The following is a 19,960-nucleotide window of genomic DNA, read 5'->3' as shown; positions in this document are numbered from 1 at the left end:
GGGAACCGGCCGTCAAACGGCCAGGAAGGCGATCAGTGCGACGCCGCCAGGTCCAGGTCCTTGACCTTGGGGTCGCCCTCGTCGGCGAAGTAGTCCTCGCGAGAGGTCGCGTCCGGCCCGTCGGCCACCTTCATCGCGCGGAACACCAGCGTGCCCAGAGCCGCCACGATCAGGTTCACGGCCAGCGCAAGGAAGCCCGCGTAGATCGTCATCTTGGTGTCGATCCCGAGGTTGGCCAGCCCGAACGCCGACCCGCCGAAGTGAGCCTTGCCGTTGGCCGGGTTCGGGATCATGTACAGCATCCAGATGCCCGCGCCCATCCCGGCGATCCAGCCGGCGATCAGGCCGCCCTTGTGGAACCAACGGGTGTAGAGGCCCAGCCCCACGGACGGCAGCGTCTGCAGGATGATCACGCCGCCGATGAGCTGCAGGTCGATGGAGAACTGCGGGTCGAGCAGCAGGATGCAGAGCACCGCGCCCACCTTGACCACCAGGGAGACCAGCTTGGAGACCTTGGCCTCCTGCGCGTCCGTGGCGTCCTTGCGCAGGTATTCGCGGTAGATGTTGCGGGTGAACAGGTTCGCCGCCGCGATCGACATGATGGCCGCCGGGACGAGCGCGCCGATGCCGACGGCGGCGTAGGCGACGCCCGCGAACCAGTCGGGGAACATCTGGTCGAACAGCGCCGGGATGATCGTGTTGGTGTCCGGCTTGCCGTTGGCGCCCATGACCGGCTTGGTGCCCGCCGCGATCGCCATGAAGCCGAGCAGCGCGATCAGGCCGAGCAGGAAGCTGTAGGCGGGCAGCGCCGCCATGTTCCGCTTGATGACGCCGCGGTTCTTGGAGGCCAGCACGCCGGTGAGGCTGTGCGGGTAGAGGAAGAGCGCCAGCGCCGAGCCGAAGGCCAGCGTGATGTACTGCAGCTGGTTGTTGGCGTTGAGGGTGATCCCGTCGCCGGGCGCCGGGCTCGCGTCGAACTTGGCCTTGGCCGCGTCGAAGACCGACCCCCAGCCGCCCAGCTTGGCCGGGATGTAGATGACCGCCGCCAGGATCACGATGTAGATCAGCGTGTCCTTGACGAAGGCGATCAGCGCCGGCGCCCGCAGCCCGGACTGGTAGGTGTAGGCCGCCAGGATGGCGAAGGCGATGATGATCGGCAGGTGCCCGGTGATGCCCATCGTCTTCAGCACGGCCTCGATGCCGACGAGCTGCAGCGCGATGTACGGCATGGTCGCCACCAGGCCGGTGATCGCGATGATCAGCGCCAGCGTCGGCGACCCGAACCGGGCCCGGACGAAGTCGGCCGGAGTGACGAACCCGTGCACGTGCGACACCGACCACATCCGGGCCAGCACCAGGAACACCAGCGGGTAGACCACCACCGTGTACGGCAGGGCGTAGAAGCCCAGCGCCCCGGCCCCGAACACCAGCGCGGGCACGGCCACGAAGGTGTAGGCGGTGTAGAGGTCGCCGCCGACCAGGAACCAGGTGATCCAGGAGCCGAAGTTCCGGCCGCCCAGGCCCCACTCGTGCAGGCTCTCGATGTTCTCGGGCCGCCGCCACTTGGCCGCCACGAACCCCATGACGCTCACCGCGAGGAACAGCAGCGCGAAGACGACCAGCTCGGTCACGTTGGCGTTCACTTGGTCATCCTGTACACGATCGTGGTGCAGCCGACGCCGACGATGATGAAGGCGATCTGCAGCCAGTAGAACAGCGGGAAGCCGAGCAGCCGGGGCTCGTCGGCGTTGAACAGGAAGGTCAGCAGCGGCAGCACGATGGGCAGCACCAGCAGCCAGTTCCAAGGGCTGCGGTCACTGCGTGCCCGCCCGGGTTCCCCGGTTGTCATCGACCCCTCCCAAGCATGGATCAGGAGCCGGTCTATCCTTCTGAACCGGCTCCTGACATCTCGTCAATGGGAGGAGGGTAGCTTTTCCAGGGGATTAATCCCAATGTCAGCTGGGTTACGGTTTGGCCTAAATCACGTCGAACCGGCCAGGTCGAGGTCCTTGATGCGCGGGTCTCCCTCGTCGGCCGTGTAGTGCTCGGGGGCGGTGCCGTCGGGGCCGTCCGCGACCTTGAGCGCCCGGAACAGCAGCGTGCCGAGCAGCGCGACGATCAGGTTCACGGCCAGCGCCAGGAAGCCCGCGTAGATCGTCATCTTGGTGTCGAGGCCCAGCTTGGACAGCGCGAACGCCGATCCGCCGAAATGCTCGTGCTTGGTGGCCGGGTTGGCGACGTTGTAGAGCATGAGGATGCCGGCGCCCATCCCGGCGACCCAGCCCGCGATCAGCCCGCCCTTGTGGAACCAGCGGGTGAACAGGCCGATGGCGACCGACGGCAGCGTCTGCAGGATGATCACGCCGCCGATGAGCTGCAGGTCGATGGAGAACTGCGGGTCGATGAACAGGATGAACAGCACCGCGCCGATCTTCACCACCAGCGAGGTGACCTTGCTGACCCCGGCCTCCTGGGCGTCGGTCGGATCGCGGTTGATGTACTCGCGGTAGATGTTGCGGGTGAACAGGTTCGCCGCCGCGATCGACATGATGGCCGCCGGGACCAGCGCGCCGATGCCGACGGCCGCGAACGCCACACCCGCGAACCAGTCGGGGAACATCTGGTCGAACAGCTGCGGCACGACGGTGTTGACGTCGGTGCCGATCGGCTTGATCTTCGCCGAGATCGCCATGTAGCCCAGTAGCGCGATGAGCGCCAGCAGCAGGCTGTAGGCGGGCAGCGCCGACATGTTCCGCTTGATCACGTCGCGGTTGCGCGAGGCCAGCACGCCGGTGACGCTGTGCGGGTAGAGGAACAGCGCCAGCGCCGAGCCCAGCGCCAGCGTGACGTACTGGAGCTGGTTGTTGGGGTTGAGCAGGGTCCCGTCGCCGGGCGCCGGGGTCGCGGCGAACTTGGCCGTGGCGTCGCCGAAGATCTGGCTCCAGCCGCCCAGCCGGGCCGGGATGTAGATGATCGCGACGAGGATGACCAGGTAGATGAGGATGTCCTTGACGAAGGCGATGAGCGCGGGCGCCCGCAGCCCCGACTGGTAGGTGTAGGCCGCCAGGATCACGAACGCGATGATCAGCGGCAGGTCCGTGAGGAACCCGCTGCCGGACACGCCCATCGTCTTCAGCACGGCCTCGATGCCGACCAGCTGCAGCGCGATGTACGGCATGGTCGCCACGATCCCGGTGATGGCCACCAGCAGCGCCAGCGTCGGCGAGCCGAACCGTACCCGCACGAAGTCGGCCGGCGTGACCAGGCTGTGCACGTGCGACACCGACCACAGCCGGATCATGATGAGGAACACGATCGGGTAGGTGATCACCGTGTACGGCACCGCGAAGAACCCCGCGGCGCCCGCCCCGAACAGCAGCGCGGGCACGGCCACGAAGGTGTAGGCGGTGTAGAGGTCGCCGCCGATGAGGAACCAGGTGATCCACGCCCCGAAGTTGCGCCCGCCCAGCCCCCACTCGTTGAGGCTGGCCAGGTCGGTGGGCCGGCGCCACCGGGCGGCGACGAAGCCCATGCCGCTGACCACCAGGAACAGGACGGTGAAGATGATGATCTCGGTCAGGTGCTCGCTCATCGCTGCCTCCGCTTGGTCATCCGATAGACCAGCGTGGTCGTGATCACGCCGAGGGCGATGAAGGCGATCTGCAGCCAGTAGAACAGCGGGAAGCCCAGCAGCCGGGGCTCGTCGGAGTTGTACAGGAACGTCAGCAGGGGGATGGCGATGGGGAGGAGCAGCAGCCAGTTCCAGGGGCTGCGGTCACTCTTGTCATCGGGCAAGGCGGTCTCCTAGGGGAGATGCGGCTCTTGCCCTCGCAGACTAGTGACGTGATTATTTCGGTCAGGTCACCGATCGGCGAGTGGTCGGCTCCTCGCGACGAACGGTCACCGCGTCGGCTATGTCGCTCGTGCCGTAACCCTCGGGCGCGGGCACCTCGACGATCGGGTCGGGCCGGTCGTCGAACTCCAGCCGCAGCGCCCTGGCCATCGTGGCGTGCATCTCGTACAGGCAGGTCACGTAGGTGAGCTCCAGGATCTGCTCGTCGGGCAGGTGCGCGCGGAGCGCCGCGAACACCTCGTCGTGCACCCGCCCGCCGTCGAGCACGAGCCCGTCGGTGTAGGCGAGCACGGCCCGCTCCAGCCCGTCGAACACGTCACTGACCTGCCAGTGCGCGACCGCCCGCACCTTCTCCTCGGGTACGCCGAGCGCCCGCAACTGCTTGCAGTGCTGGGAGTAGACGAACTGGCTCTGCCGCGCCCATCCCGCCCTGGTCTGGCCGAGCTCGCGCAGGACCGGGTCCAGCGAGGAGTCCCGGTAGAGCTGGAAGCCCTTGACGCAGTGCCGGAAGATCTTCGGGTCGAGCGCGAACACCGTCCACCAGTCGCCGGGCGAGCCCGTCGCCGTGCCCTCCCGATCCGGCGAGAACAGCCGGTCGTGGAAGAAGCGGACCAGCGGGTCGGTCATCTCCTCCGGGGGCACCTGCCGCAGCCGCGGCATCAGATCGTCCGCTCGGCGGCCGTCTTCGGCTCGTGCCGTACGTCACCGGGCTGCCCGACCGGCCGGGTCCAGGCGGCGAACTCCACCAGCACCCCGTCGGGGTCCTTGAAGTAGATCGACCGGACGAACACGCCCTCGTGCATCTCCGGCGCCACCCCGAACTCGCTGTCGTCGTGGTTGAGCAGCACGCCCACGTCGATGCCCTTGGCCAGCAGCCGTTCGCGGTATTCCTCGATCCGCTCGGGCGGCACGTCGAAGGCGATGTGGTTCATCGACCCGACGGCCGACAGCAGCTCGCCCCGGTCGGGCAGGTGGCGCGGCGCCGACACGCCGGGCACGCCCTCGGGCGCGTCGGGGAACCAGAAGAAGGCCAGCGCGTTGCCGCCGCCACAGTCGAAGAAGAAGTGCTGCCCCCAGCCCATCGGCAGCTCGATCGTCTTGATCAGCGGCATGCCGAGCACGCCTGAGTAGAAGTCCACGGTCTGCTTCATGTCCGAGCAGACCAGGGCGACGTGGTTGACCCCGCGTAACTCGAATTCGCTGTTCATAGTAACTACCTACTTATCACAGGGGTCCCGTGGAAAACATGACAAGAGATGTCCTCTTTCCGGGTGAGCATGGACCCATGATTGCTCTGGTTGCGGGCGCGACCCGCGGTACGGGACGAGGAATAGCGGTTCAGCTGGGCGCGGCCGGCGCGACCGTCTACTGCACCGGCAGATCGACGCGGGAGGGCCGCTCGGAGCTGGACCGGCCCGAGACCATCGAGGAGACGGCCGAGCTGGTCACGCGGGCGGGCGGCACCGGCATCGCGGTGCGGGTGGACCACCTGGACCCGGCACAGGTCCAGGCGCTGGCCGAGCGGATCGAGCGCGAGCAGGGACGGCTCGACGTGCTGGTCAACGACGTGTGGGGCGGCGAGGGCCTGTACGAGTGGGACACGCCGGTGTGGAAGCACAATCTGGACAACGGGCTGCGCCTGCTGAGACTGGCGATCGACACCCACCTGATCACCAGCCACCACCTGCAGCCGCTGCTGATCCGCCACCCCGGCGGGCTGGTGGTCGAGGTGACCGACGGCACCACGGGCTACAACGACACCCACTACCGGGTCTCGCCGTACTACGACCTGGCCAAGGTGTCGGTGAACCGGCTGGCCTTCAGCCAGGCGCACGACCTGGAGCCGTACGGCGGCACGGCGGTGGCGCTCACCCCGGGATTCCTGCGCTCGGAGGCCATGCTGGAGCTGTTCGGCGTCACCGAGGAGACCTGGCGCGAGGCGGCGCCCGACCCCGCGTGGGCGGTGTCGGAGACCCCGGCCTACGTGGGCCGGGCGGTCGCCGCCCTGGCCACCGACCCGGACAAGGGGCGCTGGTCGGGCCGGTCGGTCTCCAGCGGGGAGCTGGCCCAGGTGTACGGGTTCACGGACGTGGACGGAAGCAGGCCGGACGTGTGGCGCTTCATCACCGAGGTCCGGGATCCTGGTAAGGAGGCCGACCCGGAGGACTACCGGTAGAGGGAGGTCCGCCCGGCCACCGGTAGAGGTCCGCCCGGCTATCGGTAGAGGGCCGTGCCGGTTGAGGGCCGCCCCGCTACCGGTAGAGGGCCGCCAGCCGGGCGGCCGCCTCGGCGACCATGGCGCGCAGCTCCGGTGGTTCGAGCACCTCCGCCTCCGGCCCGAAGCGCAGCACCTGGCCGTAGGCCACCTGGACCGACTCCACCCCCAGCCGGACCGTCCCGTCGGGCTGGAGCGAGGCCAGCGCGTCGGGCAGGGCGGCCGGGTCGGCGATGTGGCGCAGCAGGCGCACGCCCGCCTCGCTCAGCCGCAGCGTGATCGTCTCGCGCAGCAGCGAGCGGGTGAACGTCGCCGACTGCCCCGCCCAGAAGGCCGCCAGGTCGAACCCCGGGTCGCGCTCGAAGACCCGGGCGAGTACGTCGATCTCCCCGAACCGGTCCACCCGGTAGATCAGGAACCGCTCGCCGCTCCTGGCCGCCAGATACCACGCGCCGGCCTTGAGCACGAGCCCGTACGGCTCCACGGTCCGCTCCGCGCCCTTGTAGCGGGCCGTCACGGCGAGGTCCCGCCAGACGGCCCTGGCCAGCGGCGCGAGCGCGGCCGGGGGCGGGGAGTCGCCGGCGAACCAGCCGGGCGCGTCCAGGTGGAAACGCTGCGCGGCCGTCGCGGGCGCGTCGCGTACGCCGGGTGACAGCGCCGCGGCGGCCTTCAGCCGGGCCGTCGCGGCCACCTCCTCCAGCCCCATCTCGCGCAGCGCCGCGGGCACCCCCGACAGGAACAGCGCCTCCGCCTCGGCCCGGTCGAGCCCGGTCAGCCGGGTACGGTAGCCGTCCAGCAGCCGGTAGCCGCCGCCGCGCCCCCGGTCGGCGTAGACCGGCACCCCCGACTCCGACAGCGCGAGCACGTCGCGGTGGATGGTCCGCTCGGACACCTCCAGCTCTCCGGCCAGCTCCGCGGCCGTCATCCCGCCGCGCCCCTGCAGCAGCAGGAGCAGCGACATCAACCGCGCGGCGCGCACAGCGGAAGGATCATGGCCGAGGGACGCTCGGGGGAGTGGAACACCTCGACGTCGGCGGGCACCATCTCCCCGCCCAGCCCGAGCGAGCGGCCGGTGCCCGGATTGCGGGCGATCGTCGGGTAGGCCCCGGCCGCGACGTGCACCCGGATCCGGTGGTCGCGGGCGAACCGGTGACCGACCGGCCACAGGTCCACCAGCACCCGCCGGATGTCGCCGGCCGCCGCGTCGGGACCCAGCCGCCGCACACCCTCGCACACGTTGAGCGAGCGGCCGTCCGGATGCACGTCGCAGACGCGCACCACCACGTCCACGTACGGCGTGCTCGACCTGACGAACAGCTCGGCGCCGACCGGCCCGATCAGCTCCACGTCCGACTCCAGCGCGGCGGAGCTGTAGACGAGCACGTCGCGCCGCGCCTCCAGCCGCCGCTGGTCCCTGGGCCTGGAGTCGGCCAGCAGCACCGGGCCGCCGAGCACCGGCGTCGGATGGTCCGGGTGGTAGCGGAAGCGGTCGGGCTCGTCCTCGCGCGGGAGTTCGGTGCCGAGCCCGAAGCCGTGCTGCAGATGCCAGCGCTCCGGCCGCATCTCGGGCACCGGCCAGTCGGGGTAGTCGCGCCACTCCTCGGCCCCCGTCACGTACAGCCGCACCGGATCGGGGCGCAGCCCGGACGGATCGTCCAGCAGGTGCGCGCGGAACCAGGCCAGCGCGTCGGCCATGGCCGGCCGTCCGTGCCGGCGGTCCACGTGGTACCACGGCCCGATCGTCAGGTACGGCCGCCGCCCGGCCGCCCGCATCGCCTGGTAGTCCTTGAGCTGCCACGGCAGGAACACGTCGTACCAGCCGCCCAGCATGGTGACGGCCGCCTCCACCTCACCGACCTGCGGGGAGAAGTCACGCTTGTCCCAGTACGGCACCGCCGGGTCTGCATGGTGCTCCAGGAGGTTCTGGAAGAAGGGCAGCGGCCGCCCGGCCGACACCTGGTCCAGCTCGGCCACCGGCCGCCCGGACAGGACCGCCCGGCGGGTGAGCCGGGGCGCCGTCAGCATCGCCGTACCTCCGAAGGGGCGCGACATGGCGTCGGTCAGCGTGGTCCAGCTCAGCGCGGACTCCAGCGCGAACGCCCCGCCCACGTAAGCGGCGTCCCTGAACTGCGAGGCGGTGATCTGCGTGGCCATGGCCTTCAGCTCCGGCCCGGCCTCGGCGGCGATGGCCCACTGCGCGTAGCCGAGATAGGAGGGGCCGAACATCGCGAACGACCCGCCGTACCAGGGCTGGGCGCGCATCCAGGCGACGGTGGCCAGGCCGTCGTCGTGCTCGTCACCGAGGGGGTCCAGGGTCCCGCCCGAGCCGAAACCGCCCCGGCAGCTCTGGATCACCACCTGGAAGCCGCGCCTGGCGAAGCCCCGGCCGCACATCCAGCCGAACAGGCCGCGCCGGCCGTACGGGGAGCGGATCAGGATCACCGGCGCCCGGTCCCCTCTGACCGGCGCGTAATGGTCGGCCAGGAGGGTCACGCCGTCGGGCATCGGAATGGGGAGGTCACGCCGGACCCGCACACGTCGCATTACCTACCAGTAACAGATGCCCCCGGGGTCCGGTAGCCCGGGGGCACCCCAACGGCCGGGGCGTCAGTCGAAGTGCTGGTAGCGGGGCCAGGCCACGCTCCACGGCTGCTTGAGCCCTCGGCACAGGAAGATGCCCATGCCCTGCAGTTCGTTGTCGACGCCGACGCCGTTGTCGACGCGGTCCTTCTGCTCGCAGCTGTTGTACTGGAAGTCCATACCGCGCGGGCCGATGTTCACCATGACCGCGACGGTGGCGTTCTCGGGCGGCGGACCGTACTCGTGGAGCTGGTTCTGGCCGCTGTAGACGCGCGGGATCCCGGCGCGCACGAGCGCGCCGTGCTCACCGTAGCTGCCGGTCATGACGATGGCCTTCGCCTGGTCCTCCGGCGGCAGCGCGTGCAGCACGTTCTGGACCTTGGCCGCGAACTGCGGCCAGCCGACGGACTCGCGCACGACCTCGTCGATCGCCGGCACCGGGGTGGCGGCCAGGCTGGCGACCGGGATCAGCGGCAGCGCGATCACGGCCGACACCAGGCCGTTGACCACGAGGAACCCGGTGGCCAGGCGTACCTTGCCCAGACCCGCCGCCTCCACGCTCACGCAGCCCGCCGCGAACAGCAGCAGGATCAGGCCGGCCGTGTAGTCGAAGCGCCCGCCGCTGATCAGCGTCGCCACGGCCGCGGCGGGATAGGCGACGGCCAGCGCACGCACCCGCCGGTCGCGCCACAGGCGCACCCAGCCGAACGCGCCGATGATCGTCACGACCGGCCCGAACAGCGTGAGCTGCATGGGCACGAACAGCGCCCGCAGCTCGCCGCCCCGCTCCGAGCTCAGCGCTGCCGCCATCTTCAGCTGCGGCCAGTCGTGCGTGGCCTGATAGAGCAGGTTCGGTACGGCCAGCGCCGCCGCGATCAGCGCGCCGCCCCACAGCCAGGGGCTGGCCAGGACCCGGCGCGGACCCACGGCCACCAGCCCGACCGCGAGGCCCAGCAGCAGCATGACGATCAGGTGCTTGTTGTAGGTCGCCAGCCCGGCGATCACGCCGACGGCCAGCCACCACCGTGGCTGCTCGCGCATCAGCGCCTTGGTCATGAACAGGATGGCCGCCGCCCAGAACGGCAGGTCGAAGCTGAGCGTCAGCAGCGTGTGCCCGGCGATGAAGGTGTAGGCGCCGGTCGCCGTGCCGAGCGCGGTCAGGATCTGCGCGACGCCACGGCCGCCCAGCTCGCGGGTGATGAGCGTGACGAGCACGACGAGGATCGCCGCGGCCAGCGCGGGCAGCACCCTGATCCCGAAGAGCGTGTCGCCGAACACGGCGATCGACAGCTTGGCCGCCATCGGCGCGAACGCGGGCTGATCGACGTACCCCCAGGCGGGGTGCTCGGACAGCACACGGAAGTACATCTCATCGCGGTGATATCCGTAGCTCCCACTGAGCAGCAGCAGCACCGCGAACAACAAGATCGAGATCAACGTGACCGAGCGCCACGCTAGTAACGGGGGGCGTTCCATGATTCCTAAAGTTAGCCGCTCGTCAGAACTCCCGTCAGGAGTTGCGCACCCCTATTTGCCGGGCGTTTCGCCCATCTGGGGACCACCCGGCGCGGCCGCGTTGCGTGATCATCGCGCGCCGGTTACGCTTGCCACATGCGAATCTCGTTGCAGCTTCAGTGGTGGCGCCGCTAGTAGGCGGCGCGTGGATTCGCATTCCTCAACGGACGGCCGCCCCGGAAGGCGGCCTTTCTCGTGTCCGCCCCCGGGGCATCACTGTCGGTGTTCGATCATCGGTTTTCGACAAGGGGCAGCAGTGGAGACGAGCGGATATACCACCGCCGGGGGCATCGGCGTCGAGCGCGAGGTACGCCAGGTGCCTGAGGAAGCGCTCGAAGAGATCGTGACGGCGCTCGGAGAGAGACGCGGCGGCGCCTTCTCCTCCGGGATGGACTACCCGGGCCGCTACAGCCGATGGGCGTTCGGCTACGTCGACCCGTGCCTGGAGCTGGTCGCCAGGGGCCGCCACATCTCCGCCAGGGCGCTCAACGCCCGCGGCAGGGTCGTGCTGCCCGCCGTGGTCTCCTGCCTGCTGGCCGCCGGCAAGCCCGTCGAGGAGCCGACCGCCGACCACGTCGAGGTCTACGTGCCCGAGTCGGGCGACCTGCTCACCGAGGAGATGCGCAGCCGCCGGCCCACGGTGTTCACCGCGATCCGCGAGGTCATCGCCGCCTTCCGGGGCGACGACCCGCATCTGGGCCTCTACGGCTCCTTCGGCTACGACCTGGCCTTCCAGTTCGAGCCGATCAGGCAGGAGCTCGTCCGCCCCGACGACCAGCGTGACCTGGTGCTGCACCTGCCCGACAGACTGGTGGTGATCGACCGCCAGCGCGAGACCAGCGTCGAATACCGCTACGAGTTCACCGTCGACGGCGCCACCACCCGCGGCCTGGAGCGCACCGGCGAGTCCGTGCCTCTCACCGAGCCCGCCGAGGTGCCCGCCGACCCCAAGAGGGGCACATACGCCAAGGTCGTGGCCGCGGCCAAGGAGAAGTTCAAGCGCGGCGACCTGTTCGAGGTCGTGCCGGGCCAGGTCTTCCACGCCCCCTGCACCGACCCGGCGGCCTTCTTCCGCGGCCTGCGGCACAGCAACCCGGCGCCCTACGAGTTCATCATCAGCCTCGGCGAGGGCGAGCACCTCGTCGGCGCCTCGCCCGAGATGTACGTCCGGGTGAGCGGCGACCGCGTCGAGACCTGCCCCATCTCCGGCACGATCGCCCGCGGCAGCAACCCGATCGAGGACGCCGAGGCCATCCGCACCCTCCTGACCAGCGTCAAGGAGGAGTCGGAGCTGACCATGTGCACCGACGTCGACCGCAACGACAAGTCGCGCATCTGCGTGCCCGGCTCCGTCAAGGTCATCGGCCGTCGCCAGATCGAGCTCTACTCCCGGCTGATCCACACCGTCGACCACATCGAGGGCCGGCTGCGGCCGGAGTTCGACGCCCTCGACGCCTTCCTGACCCACATGTGGGCCGTCACGGTCACCGGCGCGCCCAAGACCTGGGCCATGCAGTTCATCGAGGACCACGAGGCCACCACCCGCAGGTGGTACGGCGGCGCCATCGGCTTCATCGGCTTCGACGGCTCCATGAACACCGGCCTGACCCTGCGCACCGCCCAGATCAAGAACGGCCTGGCGACCGTCAGGGCCGGCGCCACGCTGCTGTTCGACTCCGACCCCGAGGCCGAGGAGCGCGAGACCGAGCTCAAGGCCAGCGCCCTGCTCGGCGCCCTGGCCGCGGTCAACCAGCCGCACGCCACGCCGGTCGTCCCGGTCCGCGAGCAGCCCGGCCAGGGCATGAAGGTGCTGCTCGTCGACCACGAGGACTCCTTCGTCAACACCCTGGCCGACTACTTCCGCCAGGAGGGCGCCGACGTCGTCACGCTGCGCCACGGCTTCCCCTCGGCCATGCTCGACGACATCGCACCCGACCTCGTCGTCCTGTCGCCGGGCCCCGGCTGGCCGTCCGACTTCGGCATGTCGGCGCTCATCGACGAGATCTACGCCCGCGACCTGCCGGTCTTCGGTGTCTGCCTCGGCCTGCAGGCGATGGTCGAGCACGCGGGCGGCTCACTGGAGCTGCTCGACTACCCCGAGCACGGCAAGCGCGGCCAGGTCACCCGGCTGGGCGGCGGCGACGCGCTGCTCGACGGGTTGCCGGAGGAGTTCGTCGCGGCCCGCTACCACTCCCTGCACGCCAAGCGCGTCGGCGTGGTCGGCTTCACCCCGACCGCGCTGACGCCCGACGGCAACGTCATGGCGATCGAGGACATCGAGCGGCGCCGCTTCGCCGTGCAGTTCCACCCGGAGTCCATCCTCACCGCCGAGGGGGGCGCGGGCGCGCGCGTCATCGCCAACGTGCTCCGCCTCGCCCGCCGGTGACGGCTGGGCCTACCTGGGGGCGGTTTCACACGTGTGGACCGGAGCGTTCGCACTGGCGGTCCGGAGCGCGCTTTCACACGTGAGGATCTAGCGCGTCTTTCGGGTAGGTAAAACGGCCGCGGGAGCGTGCGGAGGCCACCTAGAGTCTCCGCATGCTCCCCGTAGATCTTCCCGATACGGTGCGTGACGCCCTCCTCGCCCCGCTCGTCGACCACCACTGTCACGGGGTGCGCCGCGACGACCTGTCCAGAGCCCAGTTCGAGCTGCTGATCAACGAGGGCGGCTGCCCCGCGCCGCCGGGCACCACCCACTTCGACACGCCGATCGGCGCGGCCATCCGCCGCTGGTGCGCGCCCGTACTCGGCCTGGAACCGCACGCGCCCCCGGCCGTCTACCTGGCCCGCCGGGCCGACCTCGGCGCCGACGAGGTCAACCGGCTGCTGCTGCGGGCCGCCGGGGTCGGGGCGCTCCTGGTCGACACCGGCATGGAGAGCGCCGAACTGCTGACGGCCGCCGAGCTGGCCCGCCACGGCGACGCGAGCGCGAACGAGGTCGTCGGCATCGAACAGATCGAGCAGGACGTCGTGGAGATGGCCGAGACGGCCCTCGACTACATGGACAGCCTGGCCGAGGAGCTCACCGCCAGGGCCGCCAGAGCCATGGGCATGGCGACGGTCATCGGTCACCGGTGCGGCCTCGACTTCGACCCGTCGAGGCCGAGCAGGGGCTCGGTCATCGCGGCGGCCAACCGCCGGCTGTCCGACCCCAAGGAGCCGTTGACCGACCCGATCCTGCTGCGCCACCTGCTGTGGACCGCGGTCGACGTGGCCAGGGACCGCGGCCTGCCCCTGCAGTTCCACGCCGGATTCGGTGATCCGTCCTACTCCGGCCTGCATCGCACCGACCCGGCGCGGATGACCACGTTCGTCAGAGCGCTGCAGCCGGCCGGCGTACCGGTGGTGCTGCTGCACGGCTACCCGTTCCACCGCCAGGCCGCCCACCTGGCCGGCGTCTTCCCGCACGTCTACGTCGACGTCGGCCTCGCGCTGACCCACAGCGCCGCCGGGTCCGCGCGGATCATGGACGAGCTGCTGGAACTGGCGCCCTTCCACAAGCTGCTCTTCGGCTCCGGCTGCCACGGCGTGGCCGAGACCGGCCACCTGGGCGCCCTCTACTTCCGCCGGGCGCTGGCTGCCGCGCTGAAGTCGCGGCTCGACGCGGGGGAGTGGAGCGCCGCCGACGCGGCCCGAGTGGCCCACATGATCGGCTCCGGCAATGCCCGCCGGGTATACCGGCTCTGAACTCCTCCTTGGGGAGGAGGTGCCATCAACTCCACATTCGTGATAATTACCTCACGATGAGTGCGATCGAGATTCGAAACCTTTGCAAGGCGTTCGGACCGGTACGCGCGGTCGACGGGGTGTCGTTCACAGTGGAGCCGGGCACCATCACCGGCTATCTTGGCCCGAATGGGGCGGGCAAGACCACCACCCTGCGCAGCCTGCTCGGGCTGTGCACCGCCGATTCCGGCACGGCGCTGGTCAACGGCCAGCGCTACGTCGAGTTACCGCATCCCCTCAGCGAGGTGGGCGCGGTGCTCGAAGCCACCAACTTCCATCCGGGCCGTACGGCCCTCAACCATCTCCGGGTGCTCTGCGCGGCGGCCCGGCTGCCCCGCGAGCGCGCGACGGAGGCGCTGGAGCAGGTCGGCCTCGCCGACGTGGCCGGCAAGCGGGTGCAGGTCTTCTCGCTCGGCATGCGGCAGCGGCTGGCGCTGGCCACCGCGCTGATCGGCCATCCCAAGGTGCTCATCCTCGACGAGCCCGCCAACGGGCTCGACCCGGCGGGCATCCAGTGGCTGCGCGGCTTCCTGCGCTACCTGTCCCACGACCAGGGCGCCGCCGTCCTGGTCTCCAGCCACGTGCTGGCCGAGGTCGAGCAGATCGTCGACAACGTGGTGATCATCGCCAAGGGCCGTCTCGTACGCCAGGGCAGCCTGGCCGAGCTGGTCTCCAACGGCGACACGGCCGTCAGGGTGCGCACCACGGGGACCGCCGAGCTCGTCCCGGCCCTCGAAGGCGCCGGAGCCACGGTCGACCAGCAGGACGGATTCCTGCGCGTACGCGGCCTCGGCGCCGAGGACATCGGCCGGATCGCGCTCGACGCGAAGGTCGTGCTGAGCGAGGTCACGCCCGAACGCTCCGACCTGCAACAGGTCTTCCTGGAGCTGACGGGGGAGGGGCAGGGCTGATGACGCTGATCAGGGCGGAGCTGCTCAAGCTCCGGACCACCAGGCTCTGGTGGGTCATGCTGGGCGTCACGGTCGCCTACGTGCTCCTGCAGCTCGGTCTCACGATCGGGTTCGCCGGTCAGACCGGCCAGAACGGCCGGCAGGTCTTCCCCAGCCGGGGCACCGTGCCCTTTCAGGAGCTCCTGTGGGGGCTCGGCTCGAGCGGCGTGCTGTTCCCGATGATCCTCGGGGTCGTCATGATGACCGCCGAATACCGCTACCAGACCATCACCACCACGTTCCTCGCCACGCCCCGGCGCGAGCGGGTGGTCGTGGCCAAGCTCGGGGCGGGGGTGGTCGTCGGACTGGCCTTCGGACTGGTCGTGCTGGCGCTGACCGCCATCGCGGTGGTCGCGTCGGTCCTGCTGTCCGGCGGTGATCTGGTCCTGTCCGCGAAGGTCCTGCGCATCGCCACGGGCGTGCTGCTCGTGCTCGTCCTCTACACGCTGTTCGGGGTCGGGCTGGGCGCGCTGATCAAGAACCAGCTCGGCGCGATCATCGTCGCGGTGGTGTGGGTGTTCATCGTCGAGGCCCTGGTCAACGCGATCCCGGTGCTGCAGCCCGTCGGCAAGTGGACGCCGGCCGGCGCGGGCGGCGCGGTGACCAACAGCGGCGTCGACCTCGGGCTCGGCACCGACTACCTGCTGCCGGCCTGGGCGGGCGCCCTGGTGCTGCTCGGGTACGCGGTGCTCTTCTCGGCGGTCGCCTCGGCCACGACGATCCGGCGGGACATCACCTAGCCGCACCCGATGGGGTCGTGGCCCTCTCTCCCGCGGTCGTCCGCCATGCAGGCGCCGAGCTTGGCTCCGACGCTCTGCATGGCGTCGGCCAGCGCGGCGACCTGCTCGGGCGACAGGTGGTCGAACAGCACCTCGCGCAGGGCCCGCGCGTGGTCGGGCGCTATCGCGGTGATGACCGCCCGACCCTCAGGGGTGATCTCGGCGACACTGGCCCGGCCGTCGTTCTCGTCGGGCCGCAGCCGTACGTAGCCGCGCTCGACCAGCTTGCTGACCCGGTGGCTCAGGCGGCTGATCGAGACGTTGCCCAGGGTGGCCAGGTCGCTCAGCCGCAACGGCCCGGCCGTCAGCGTGTTGAGCAGGCCGTATTCGATGTGCACCAGCCCGTACGCGCGGAAGGTGCGCTCCACCTGCGGAATGCCGACGAGCATCACCGCGAGCAGGCCCTGCCACGCTCGCTGCTCGTCATGGCCGAGCCCTTCGACCAACGGACCCCCAGTGTCAGAATCGGCCGACCGCGACGATGACCGCCACCGCCAGCAGTACCAGGTTAACCGCGAAGCTCTCCTTGCGCCGACGGTGCACCTGGGCGGCGACGATCATGGTGATGGCGAGGCCGACCGCCGCCAGGGGCGTGAGGATCGGGGCGATGCCGGTGGCCCAGGGCAGCACCAGGCCGAGCGCGCCGAGGAACTCCACCACGCCGATGCCCCTGATCTGCGCCTGGCTGAAATCATCCACCCATCCCATGCGCGGCTGGAGCTTCTCCTTGGGCTGCGTGGCCTTCATGAACCCGCTCATGAGGAAGGCGGCGGCGAGCAGGGCCTGGAGGACCCAGAGGACGACGTTCATAAGTTGTCCCTTCAAGTATCGAGAGTGCTGACTGTAGGACGAAAAACTTGAAGCGACAAGTGTTCAGGCCGACCCCGTGCCGAGTCGCGCGCGGGTCCGCGACCTGGTTTGCTGGGGGCCATCACATCGCCTAACCCGAGCGGGGGCTCGCCCATGCGCACCGTCGAACCCGAGGTCTTCCTCGTCGCCCGTCCAGACCTCGACTACGACGAGCTCGCCCGCTACCTGGGCGAGGTCGGCGGCGAGAGCTGGCTGGAGCGGCTCGACAGGGGCGACCTCGACGCACAGAACCTGGCCGAGTTCGCCGGGCGTCTGTGCTACCGCTCCTTCGAGCCCGGACTCAACCCCAACGTCGTGCGCATCCGCGAGGACCAGGGCGACTACCTGCGCAACATCCTGGCCAGCGCCCACGGCTCGGTGCTCGAGCACCTCAACTTCAGCTTCGTGCTGCACAACGTCAGCCGCGTGCTCACCCACGAGCTCGTCAGGCACCGCCCCGGGGTGGCCATCTCTCAGGAGTCGCTGCGCTTCGTCCGCCTCGACGAGCTGCCGTTCTGGTTCCCCGAGTGGGCACAGTCCGACCCCGAGCTGATGAAGCGGGCCACGGCCCTGCTGGAGCAGATGGAGCAGTTCCAGGTCTGGATGGCCGGCCACTTCGGGCTCGACGAGGAGGGCGTGCCGTTCTCGGAGAAGAAGCACCGCACCTCGTTCATGCGCCGCTTCGCCCCGGAGGGGCTGGCGACCGGCCTGGTCTGGACGGCCAACGTCCGCACGCTGCGGCACACGATCGAGGCGCGCACGGCGGTGGGGGCCGAGGAGGAGATCCGGCTGCTGTTCCAGCACATCGGCGCGCTCATGGTCAAGGAAGCGCCCGCCCTCTTCGGTGACTACGTCATCGAGGACGGGGCCTGGGTCCCGGGCTGGCGCAAGGTCTGAACCAGCCGGTTTGACATGTTGTACACGTGATCAGGCCAGCGCGGGCATGACGTAGACCTCGGCACCCGGCGGGAGCGCGCAGTCGAGGCTGCCGAGGCCGCGGGCGTTCTCGCCGCACACGATCATGTTGATGTGCCGGCGGATGCGCCCGTAGTCGTCACGCAGCCGCTCCTCCAGCAGCGGATGCGTACGCCGCAGCATGTCCAGCGCGGAGCCGAGCGTCGGCGGGGTGTGCTGGTCGGCGGCGACGGCGAAGACCTTCACCTCGCTGTCGCCGCTCACCCAGCGGCGCAGCGAGTTGGGCAGGACGAAGACCACCATCATCACGTTCTTGGCCATGGGCTACAGCACCGCCGCACGCACGCTGAGCACGTCGGGCAGGTGCCGGACGACCGTCGACCAGGTGCCGCCGTCGTCCCGCGAGCAGTAGACCTCGCCGTCGCGGGTGCCGAAGAACACCCCCGCCTCGGAGGCGGTCATCGCGTCACGCAGCACGCTCGCGTGCACCGGCCCCTCGGGCAGCCCGGCCTCCAGAGGCTGCCAGGTGCCGCCCGCGTCCTGGCTGCGGAAGACCCGATAGCGGTGATCGACCGGCGTGCGGTCGATGTCGGCGGTCAGCGGCAGCACGAAGACCGTGTCGGGCCGGGTGGGATGCACCACGATCGGGAAACCGAAGTCGGACGGCAATGACGAGCCGATGTCGTGCCAGGACCCGCCGAAGTCGTCGCTGCGGTAGACGCCGAAGTGGTGCTGCAGGAAGAGCCGCTCGGGCCGGGACGGGTGCATGCCCACCTTGTGCACGCACTGCCCGTATTCGGGATATTGCTGCCCCTCCGGCATGAACGGCGCGCGGATGCCCTGGTTGGCGGCCTCCCACGACAGGCCGCCGTCGGTGGTGCGATAGAAGCCGCCCGTCGACACCGCGACGCCCATGACCTTCGGGTCGGTGGGATGGCTCACGACCGTGTGCAGGCACAGCCCCCCGCCGCCCGGCTGCCAGTGCTGCCGGTGCGGGTGCTCCCACAGCCCCTCGGCCAGCTCGTAGGTGACACCGCGGTCCGCCGAGCGGAACAGCGCGCCCGGCTCCACCCCGGCCCAGACCACCTCGGGCTCGGCCGGCGACGGCATGAGCTGCCACACCCTGGTCAGGGTCGCGCCCGTCTTCTCGGGGAAGGCGATGGGGGGACGCTCGGCCTCCTGCCAGGTCTCGCCGAGGTCGTCGGAGTACATCACCGAGGGGCCGAAGTGGCCGTACTCGATGCCCGCCAGGATCCGCGGCGTGGCGGCGCGCGTGTCGATCGCCACCGAGGTCACGCCGACCGTGGAGAACCGGATCGGCGCCACCTCGAACGGGCCGCCGTCCGTCGAGCGGGCGAGGAACAGGCCCTTGCGGGTGCCGATCGCGAGCACTGCGTCGCTCATAACAAGCTCCCATCGCTCCCGTGTTCGCTTCCCGGCCATCGTGCCACGCCGTGACCAGGAGCGCCGAGGACTGGGCGATTTGCCGCACGATTACGCGTGAGGTAATCGCCGCGCTTCCCTCCTGTCGGTAGCGTTGCCGTATGGGGTCGGTCAATGGCGCGTTCGCAGTGGGGGATGAATCGTTCGGGGAGCTGCTGCGGTCCTGGCGGCAGCGGCGGCGGGTGAGCCAGCTCGACCTGGCGATCGAGGCCGAGGTGTCGGCCCGCCACGTCAGCTTCCTGGAGACCGGGCGCGCCCGGCCGAGCCGGGAGATGGTGATGAAGCTGTCGGAGGAGCTGGAGGTGCCGCTGCGCCACCGCAACCGGCTGCTGGTCGCGGCCGGGTTCGCGCCGCTCTTCCCCGAACGCGAGGTACGCGCCCCCGAGATGCAGGTCGTCCGGCAGGCGCTCGACAAGATCCTCGCCGGGCACGAGCCCTACCCCGCGCTGGTCGTGGACGCCGCCTGGAACCTGGTGGCGGCCAACTCGGCGGCCGCTCTGTTCATGGACGGGGTGCCCGCGGAGCTCCTCAAGGAGCCGGTCAACGTGATGCGGCTGTCGCTGCACCCCGAGGCGATGGGCGGCCGGTTGGTCAACCTGGCGGAGGTACGCGCCCACCTGCTGCACCAGCTGCGCAGGCAGGCGGAGGCGTCGGGCTCGGGGCAGCTGGCCGAGCTGCATGATGAGCTGGCCGCCTACACCTATCCCGGGGTGGATCTGAACGTGGCGCACGTGCCGGGTCCCGGCGACCTCCTGGTGCCGCTGCGGATCAGGCACGGCACGCGGATCCTGTCGATGTTCACCACGATCGCCACGTTCGGCACGCCCCTGGATGTGACGGTCGCGGAGCTCGCCATCGAGACGTTCTGGCCCAACGACGACGAGACCGCCGCCGCGTTCCAGCGGCCCGCCGCCTCGTAGCGCGCCGCCGCGTCTGGTGCGGTTGCCAGGCTCGTCACGCGACCGTCTCATTCGCGTGCTGGTCCGTTGTGGTTGGGGTCCTTGGGGAGGGATGCCCCCCTTCGGGAGAGTGAAAAGAGGCGGTCCGTTGTGGTCGGAGTCCCCATAGGCGGATACCTCCTCCGGAAGAGCGACAGGAGATGGTCCGTGGTGGCCGAGGTCCTCTGGAGGGGTGC

The 19,960-nt window shown here is 70.2% G+C and carries 20 protein-coding genes; 7 read left to right on the top strand and 13 right to left on the bottom strand.

The genetic code is table 11. The annotated features are described in order from the left end of the window. Positions 1-32: 32 nt before the first annotated feature. From mctP (ACQP2T_RS33210) to ACQP2T_RS33185, 6 genes are all read right to left on the bottom strand, one after another. Positions 33-1,643 carry a monocarboxylate uptake permease MctP gene (mctP, locus tag ACQP2T_RS33210; RefSeq protein WP_433508835.1) on the bottom strand — a complete coding sequence of 537 codons (1,611 nt, stop codon included), beginning with the start codon at positions 1,641-1,643 and terminating at the stop codon, positions 33-35. Next, a complete protein-coding gene (locus ACQP2T_RS33205; protein ID WP_225292873.1) occupies positions 1,640-1,849 on the bottom strand; it encodes a DUF3311 domain-containing protein in 210 nt (69 codons plus the stop codon). The genes mctP (ACQP2T_RS33210) and ACQP2T_RS33205 overlap by 4 nt, the downstream gene beginning before the upstream one ends. Positions 1,850-1,981: 132 nt before the next feature. After that, positions 1,982-3,592: a monocarboxylate uptake permease MctP gene (gene mctP / locus ACQP2T_RS33200; RefSeq protein WP_433508834.1), complete on the bottom strand. Its 1,611-nt coding sequence runs from the start codon at positions 3,590-3,592 to the stop codon at positions 1,982-1,984. Further along, entirely contained in the window at positions 3,589-3,795 is a 207-nt protein-coding gene (locus ACQP2T_RS33195) for a DUF3311 domain-containing protein (protein WP_433508833.1), read from the bottom strand. The genes mctP (ACQP2T_RS33200) and ACQP2T_RS33195 overlap by 4 nt, the downstream gene beginning before the upstream one ends. Positions 3,796-3,856: 61 nt before the next feature. Continuing rightward, positions 3,857-4,513 carry a carboxymuconolactone decarboxylase family protein gene (locus ACQP2T_RS33190; protein ID WP_433508832.1) on the bottom strand — a complete coding sequence of 219 codons (657 nt, stop codon included), beginning with the start codon at positions 4,511-4,513 and terminating at the stop codon, positions 3,857-3,859. Further along, on the bottom strand, positions 4,513-5,061 hold the full coding sequence (locus ACQP2T_RS33185; RefSeq protein WP_433508831.1) for a VOC family protein: 549 nt from the start codon (positions 5,059-5,061) through the stop codon (positions 4,513-4,515). Before ACQP2T_RS33185 ends, ACQP2T_RS33190 begins: the two co-directional genes overlap by 1 nt. A 77-nt stretch (positions 5,062-5,138) precedes the next feature. Between ACQP2T_RS33185 and ACQP2T_RS33180 the strand changes: the two genes are divergently transcribed. Beyond that, positions 5,139-6,029, top strand: a complete 891-nt coding sequence (locus tag ACQP2T_RS33180; RefSeq protein WP_433508830.1) for an SDR family oxidoreductase — start codon at positions 5,139-5,141, stop codon at positions 6,027-6,029. 76 nt (positions 6,030-6,105) lie between these two features. Here ACQP2T_RS33180 and ACQP2T_RS33175 read toward each other — a convergent pair whose 3' ends face one another. The 3 genes from ACQP2T_RS33175 to ACQP2T_RS33165 all read right to left on the bottom strand — a co-directional run bounded on the left by ACQP2T_RS33175 (position 6,106) and on the right by ACQP2T_RS33165 (position 10,124). Then, positions 6,106-7,047: a helix-turn-helix transcriptional regulator gene (locus ACQP2T_RS33175; RefSeq protein WP_433508829.1), complete on the bottom strand. Its 942-nt coding sequence runs from the start codon at positions 7,045-7,047 to the stop codon at positions 6,106-6,108. Next, positions 7,029-8,612, bottom strand: coding sequence for a CocE/NonD family hydrolase (locus tag ACQP2T_RS33170; protein ID WP_433508828.1), 1,584 nt, complete (start codon positions 8,610-8,612; stop codon positions 7,029-7,031). The genes ACQP2T_RS33175 and ACQP2T_RS33170 overlap by 19 nt, the downstream gene beginning before the upstream one ends. A gap of 63 nt (positions 8,613-8,675) precedes the next feature. After that, on the bottom strand, positions 8,676-10,124 hold the full coding sequence (locus ACQP2T_RS33165) for a glycosyltransferase family 39 protein (RefSeq protein ID WP_433508827.1): 1,449 nt from the start codon (positions 10,122-10,124) through the stop codon (positions 8,676-8,678). A gap of 295 nt (positions 10,125-10,419) precedes the next feature. On the opposite strand from ACQP2T_RS33165, the gene ACQP2T_RS33160 reads away from it, so the two are divergent. From ACQP2T_RS33160 to ACQP2T_RS33145, 4 genes are all read left to right on the top strand, one after another. After that, the gene (locus ACQP2T_RS33160) at positions 10,420-12,549 is read left to right on the top strand and encodes an anthranilate synthase component I (RefSeq protein ID WP_433508826.1); all 2,130 of its coding nucleotides are present in this window, start codon (positions 10,420-10,422) and stop codon (positions 12,547-12,549) included. A gap of 152 nt (positions 12,550-12,701) precedes the next feature. After that, entirely contained in the window at positions 12,702-13,850 is a 1,149-nt protein-coding gene (locus ACQP2T_RS33155; protein ID WP_433508825.1) for an amidohydrolase family protein, read from the top strand. A 56-nt stretch (positions 13,851-13,906) separates the two neighbouring features. Continuing rightward, entirely contained in the window at positions 13,907-14,800 is an 894-nt protein-coding gene (locus tag ACQP2T_RS33150) for an ABC transporter ATP-binding protein (RefSeq protein WP_433508824.1), read from the top strand. Further along, on the top strand, positions 14,800-15,579 hold the full coding sequence (locus ACQP2T_RS33145) for an ABC transporter permease (RefSeq protein WP_433508823.1): 780 nt from the start codon (positions 14,800-14,802) through the stop codon (positions 15,577-15,579). The genes ACQP2T_RS33150 and ACQP2T_RS33145 overlap by 1 nt, the downstream gene beginning before the upstream one ends. Here the strand turns inward: ACQP2T_RS33145 and ACQP2T_RS33140 are convergent. Next, positions 15,576-16,064 carry a MarR family winged helix-turn-helix transcriptional regulator gene (locus ACQP2T_RS33140; protein WP_358542974.1) on the bottom strand — a complete coding sequence of 163 codons (489 nt, stop codon included), beginning with the start codon at positions 16,062-16,064 and terminating at the stop codon, positions 15,576-15,578. The two genes, ACQP2T_RS33145 and ACQP2T_RS33140, sit on opposite strands and share 4 nt — an antisense overlap. Before the next feature lie 13 nt (positions 16,065-16,077). Beyond that, positions 16,078-16,428: a DoxX family protein gene (locus ACQP2T_RS33135; protein ID WP_433508822.1), complete on the bottom strand. Its 351-nt coding sequence runs from the start codon at positions 16,426-16,428 to the stop codon at positions 16,078-16,080. Positions 16,429-16,581: 153 nt separating this feature from the next. Between ACQP2T_RS33135 and thyX the strand changes: the two genes are divergently transcribed. Beyond that, a complete protein-coding gene (gene thyX, locus ACQP2T_RS33130) occupies positions 16,582-17,364 on the top strand; it encodes an FAD-dependent thymidylate synthase (RefSeq protein WP_364002554.1) in 783 nt (260 codons plus the stop codon). A gap of 30 nt (positions 17,365-17,394) precedes the next feature. Here the strand turns inward: thyX and ACQP2T_RS33125 are convergent, their stop codons facing one another. Both ACQP2T_RS33125 and ACQP2T_RS33120 read right to left on the bottom strand, forming a co-directional pair. Then, positions 17,395-17,703, bottom strand: coding sequence for a hypothetical protein (locus ACQP2T_RS33125; protein ID WP_225292858.1), 309 nt, complete (start codon positions 17,701-17,703; stop codon positions 17,395-17,397). A 3-nt stretch (positions 17,704-17,706) separates the two neighbouring features. Further along, the gene (locus ACQP2T_RS33120) at positions 17,707-18,786 is read right to left on the bottom strand and encodes a WD40/YVTN/BNR-like repeat-containing protein (protein WP_433508821.1); all 1,080 of its coding nucleotides are present in this window, start codon (positions 18,784-18,786) and stop codon (positions 17,707-17,709) included. Positions 18,787-18,926: 140 nt separating this feature from the next. Here ACQP2T_RS33120 and ACQP2T_RS33115 point away from each other — a divergent pair, with 140 nt between their 5' ends. Continuing rightward, positions 18,927-19,745 carry a helix-turn-helix domain-containing protein gene (locus ACQP2T_RS33115; RefSeq protein ID WP_433508820.1) on the top strand — a complete coding sequence of 273 codons (819 nt, stop codon included), beginning with the start codon at positions 18,927-18,929 and terminating at the stop codon, positions 19,743-19,745. Positions 19,746-19,960 lie beyond the last annotated feature (215 nt).

The sequence above is a fragment of the Nonomuraea sp. CA-143628 genome (genome assembly GCF_050942315.1).
In the GTDB taxonomy this organism is placed as follows: Bacteria; Actinomycetota; Actinomycetes; order Streptosporangiales; family Streptosporangiaceae; genus Nonomuraea.
Note: the sequence above shows the minus strand (reverse complement) of the source record. Positions and strands in the feature narration are given on the sequence as shown.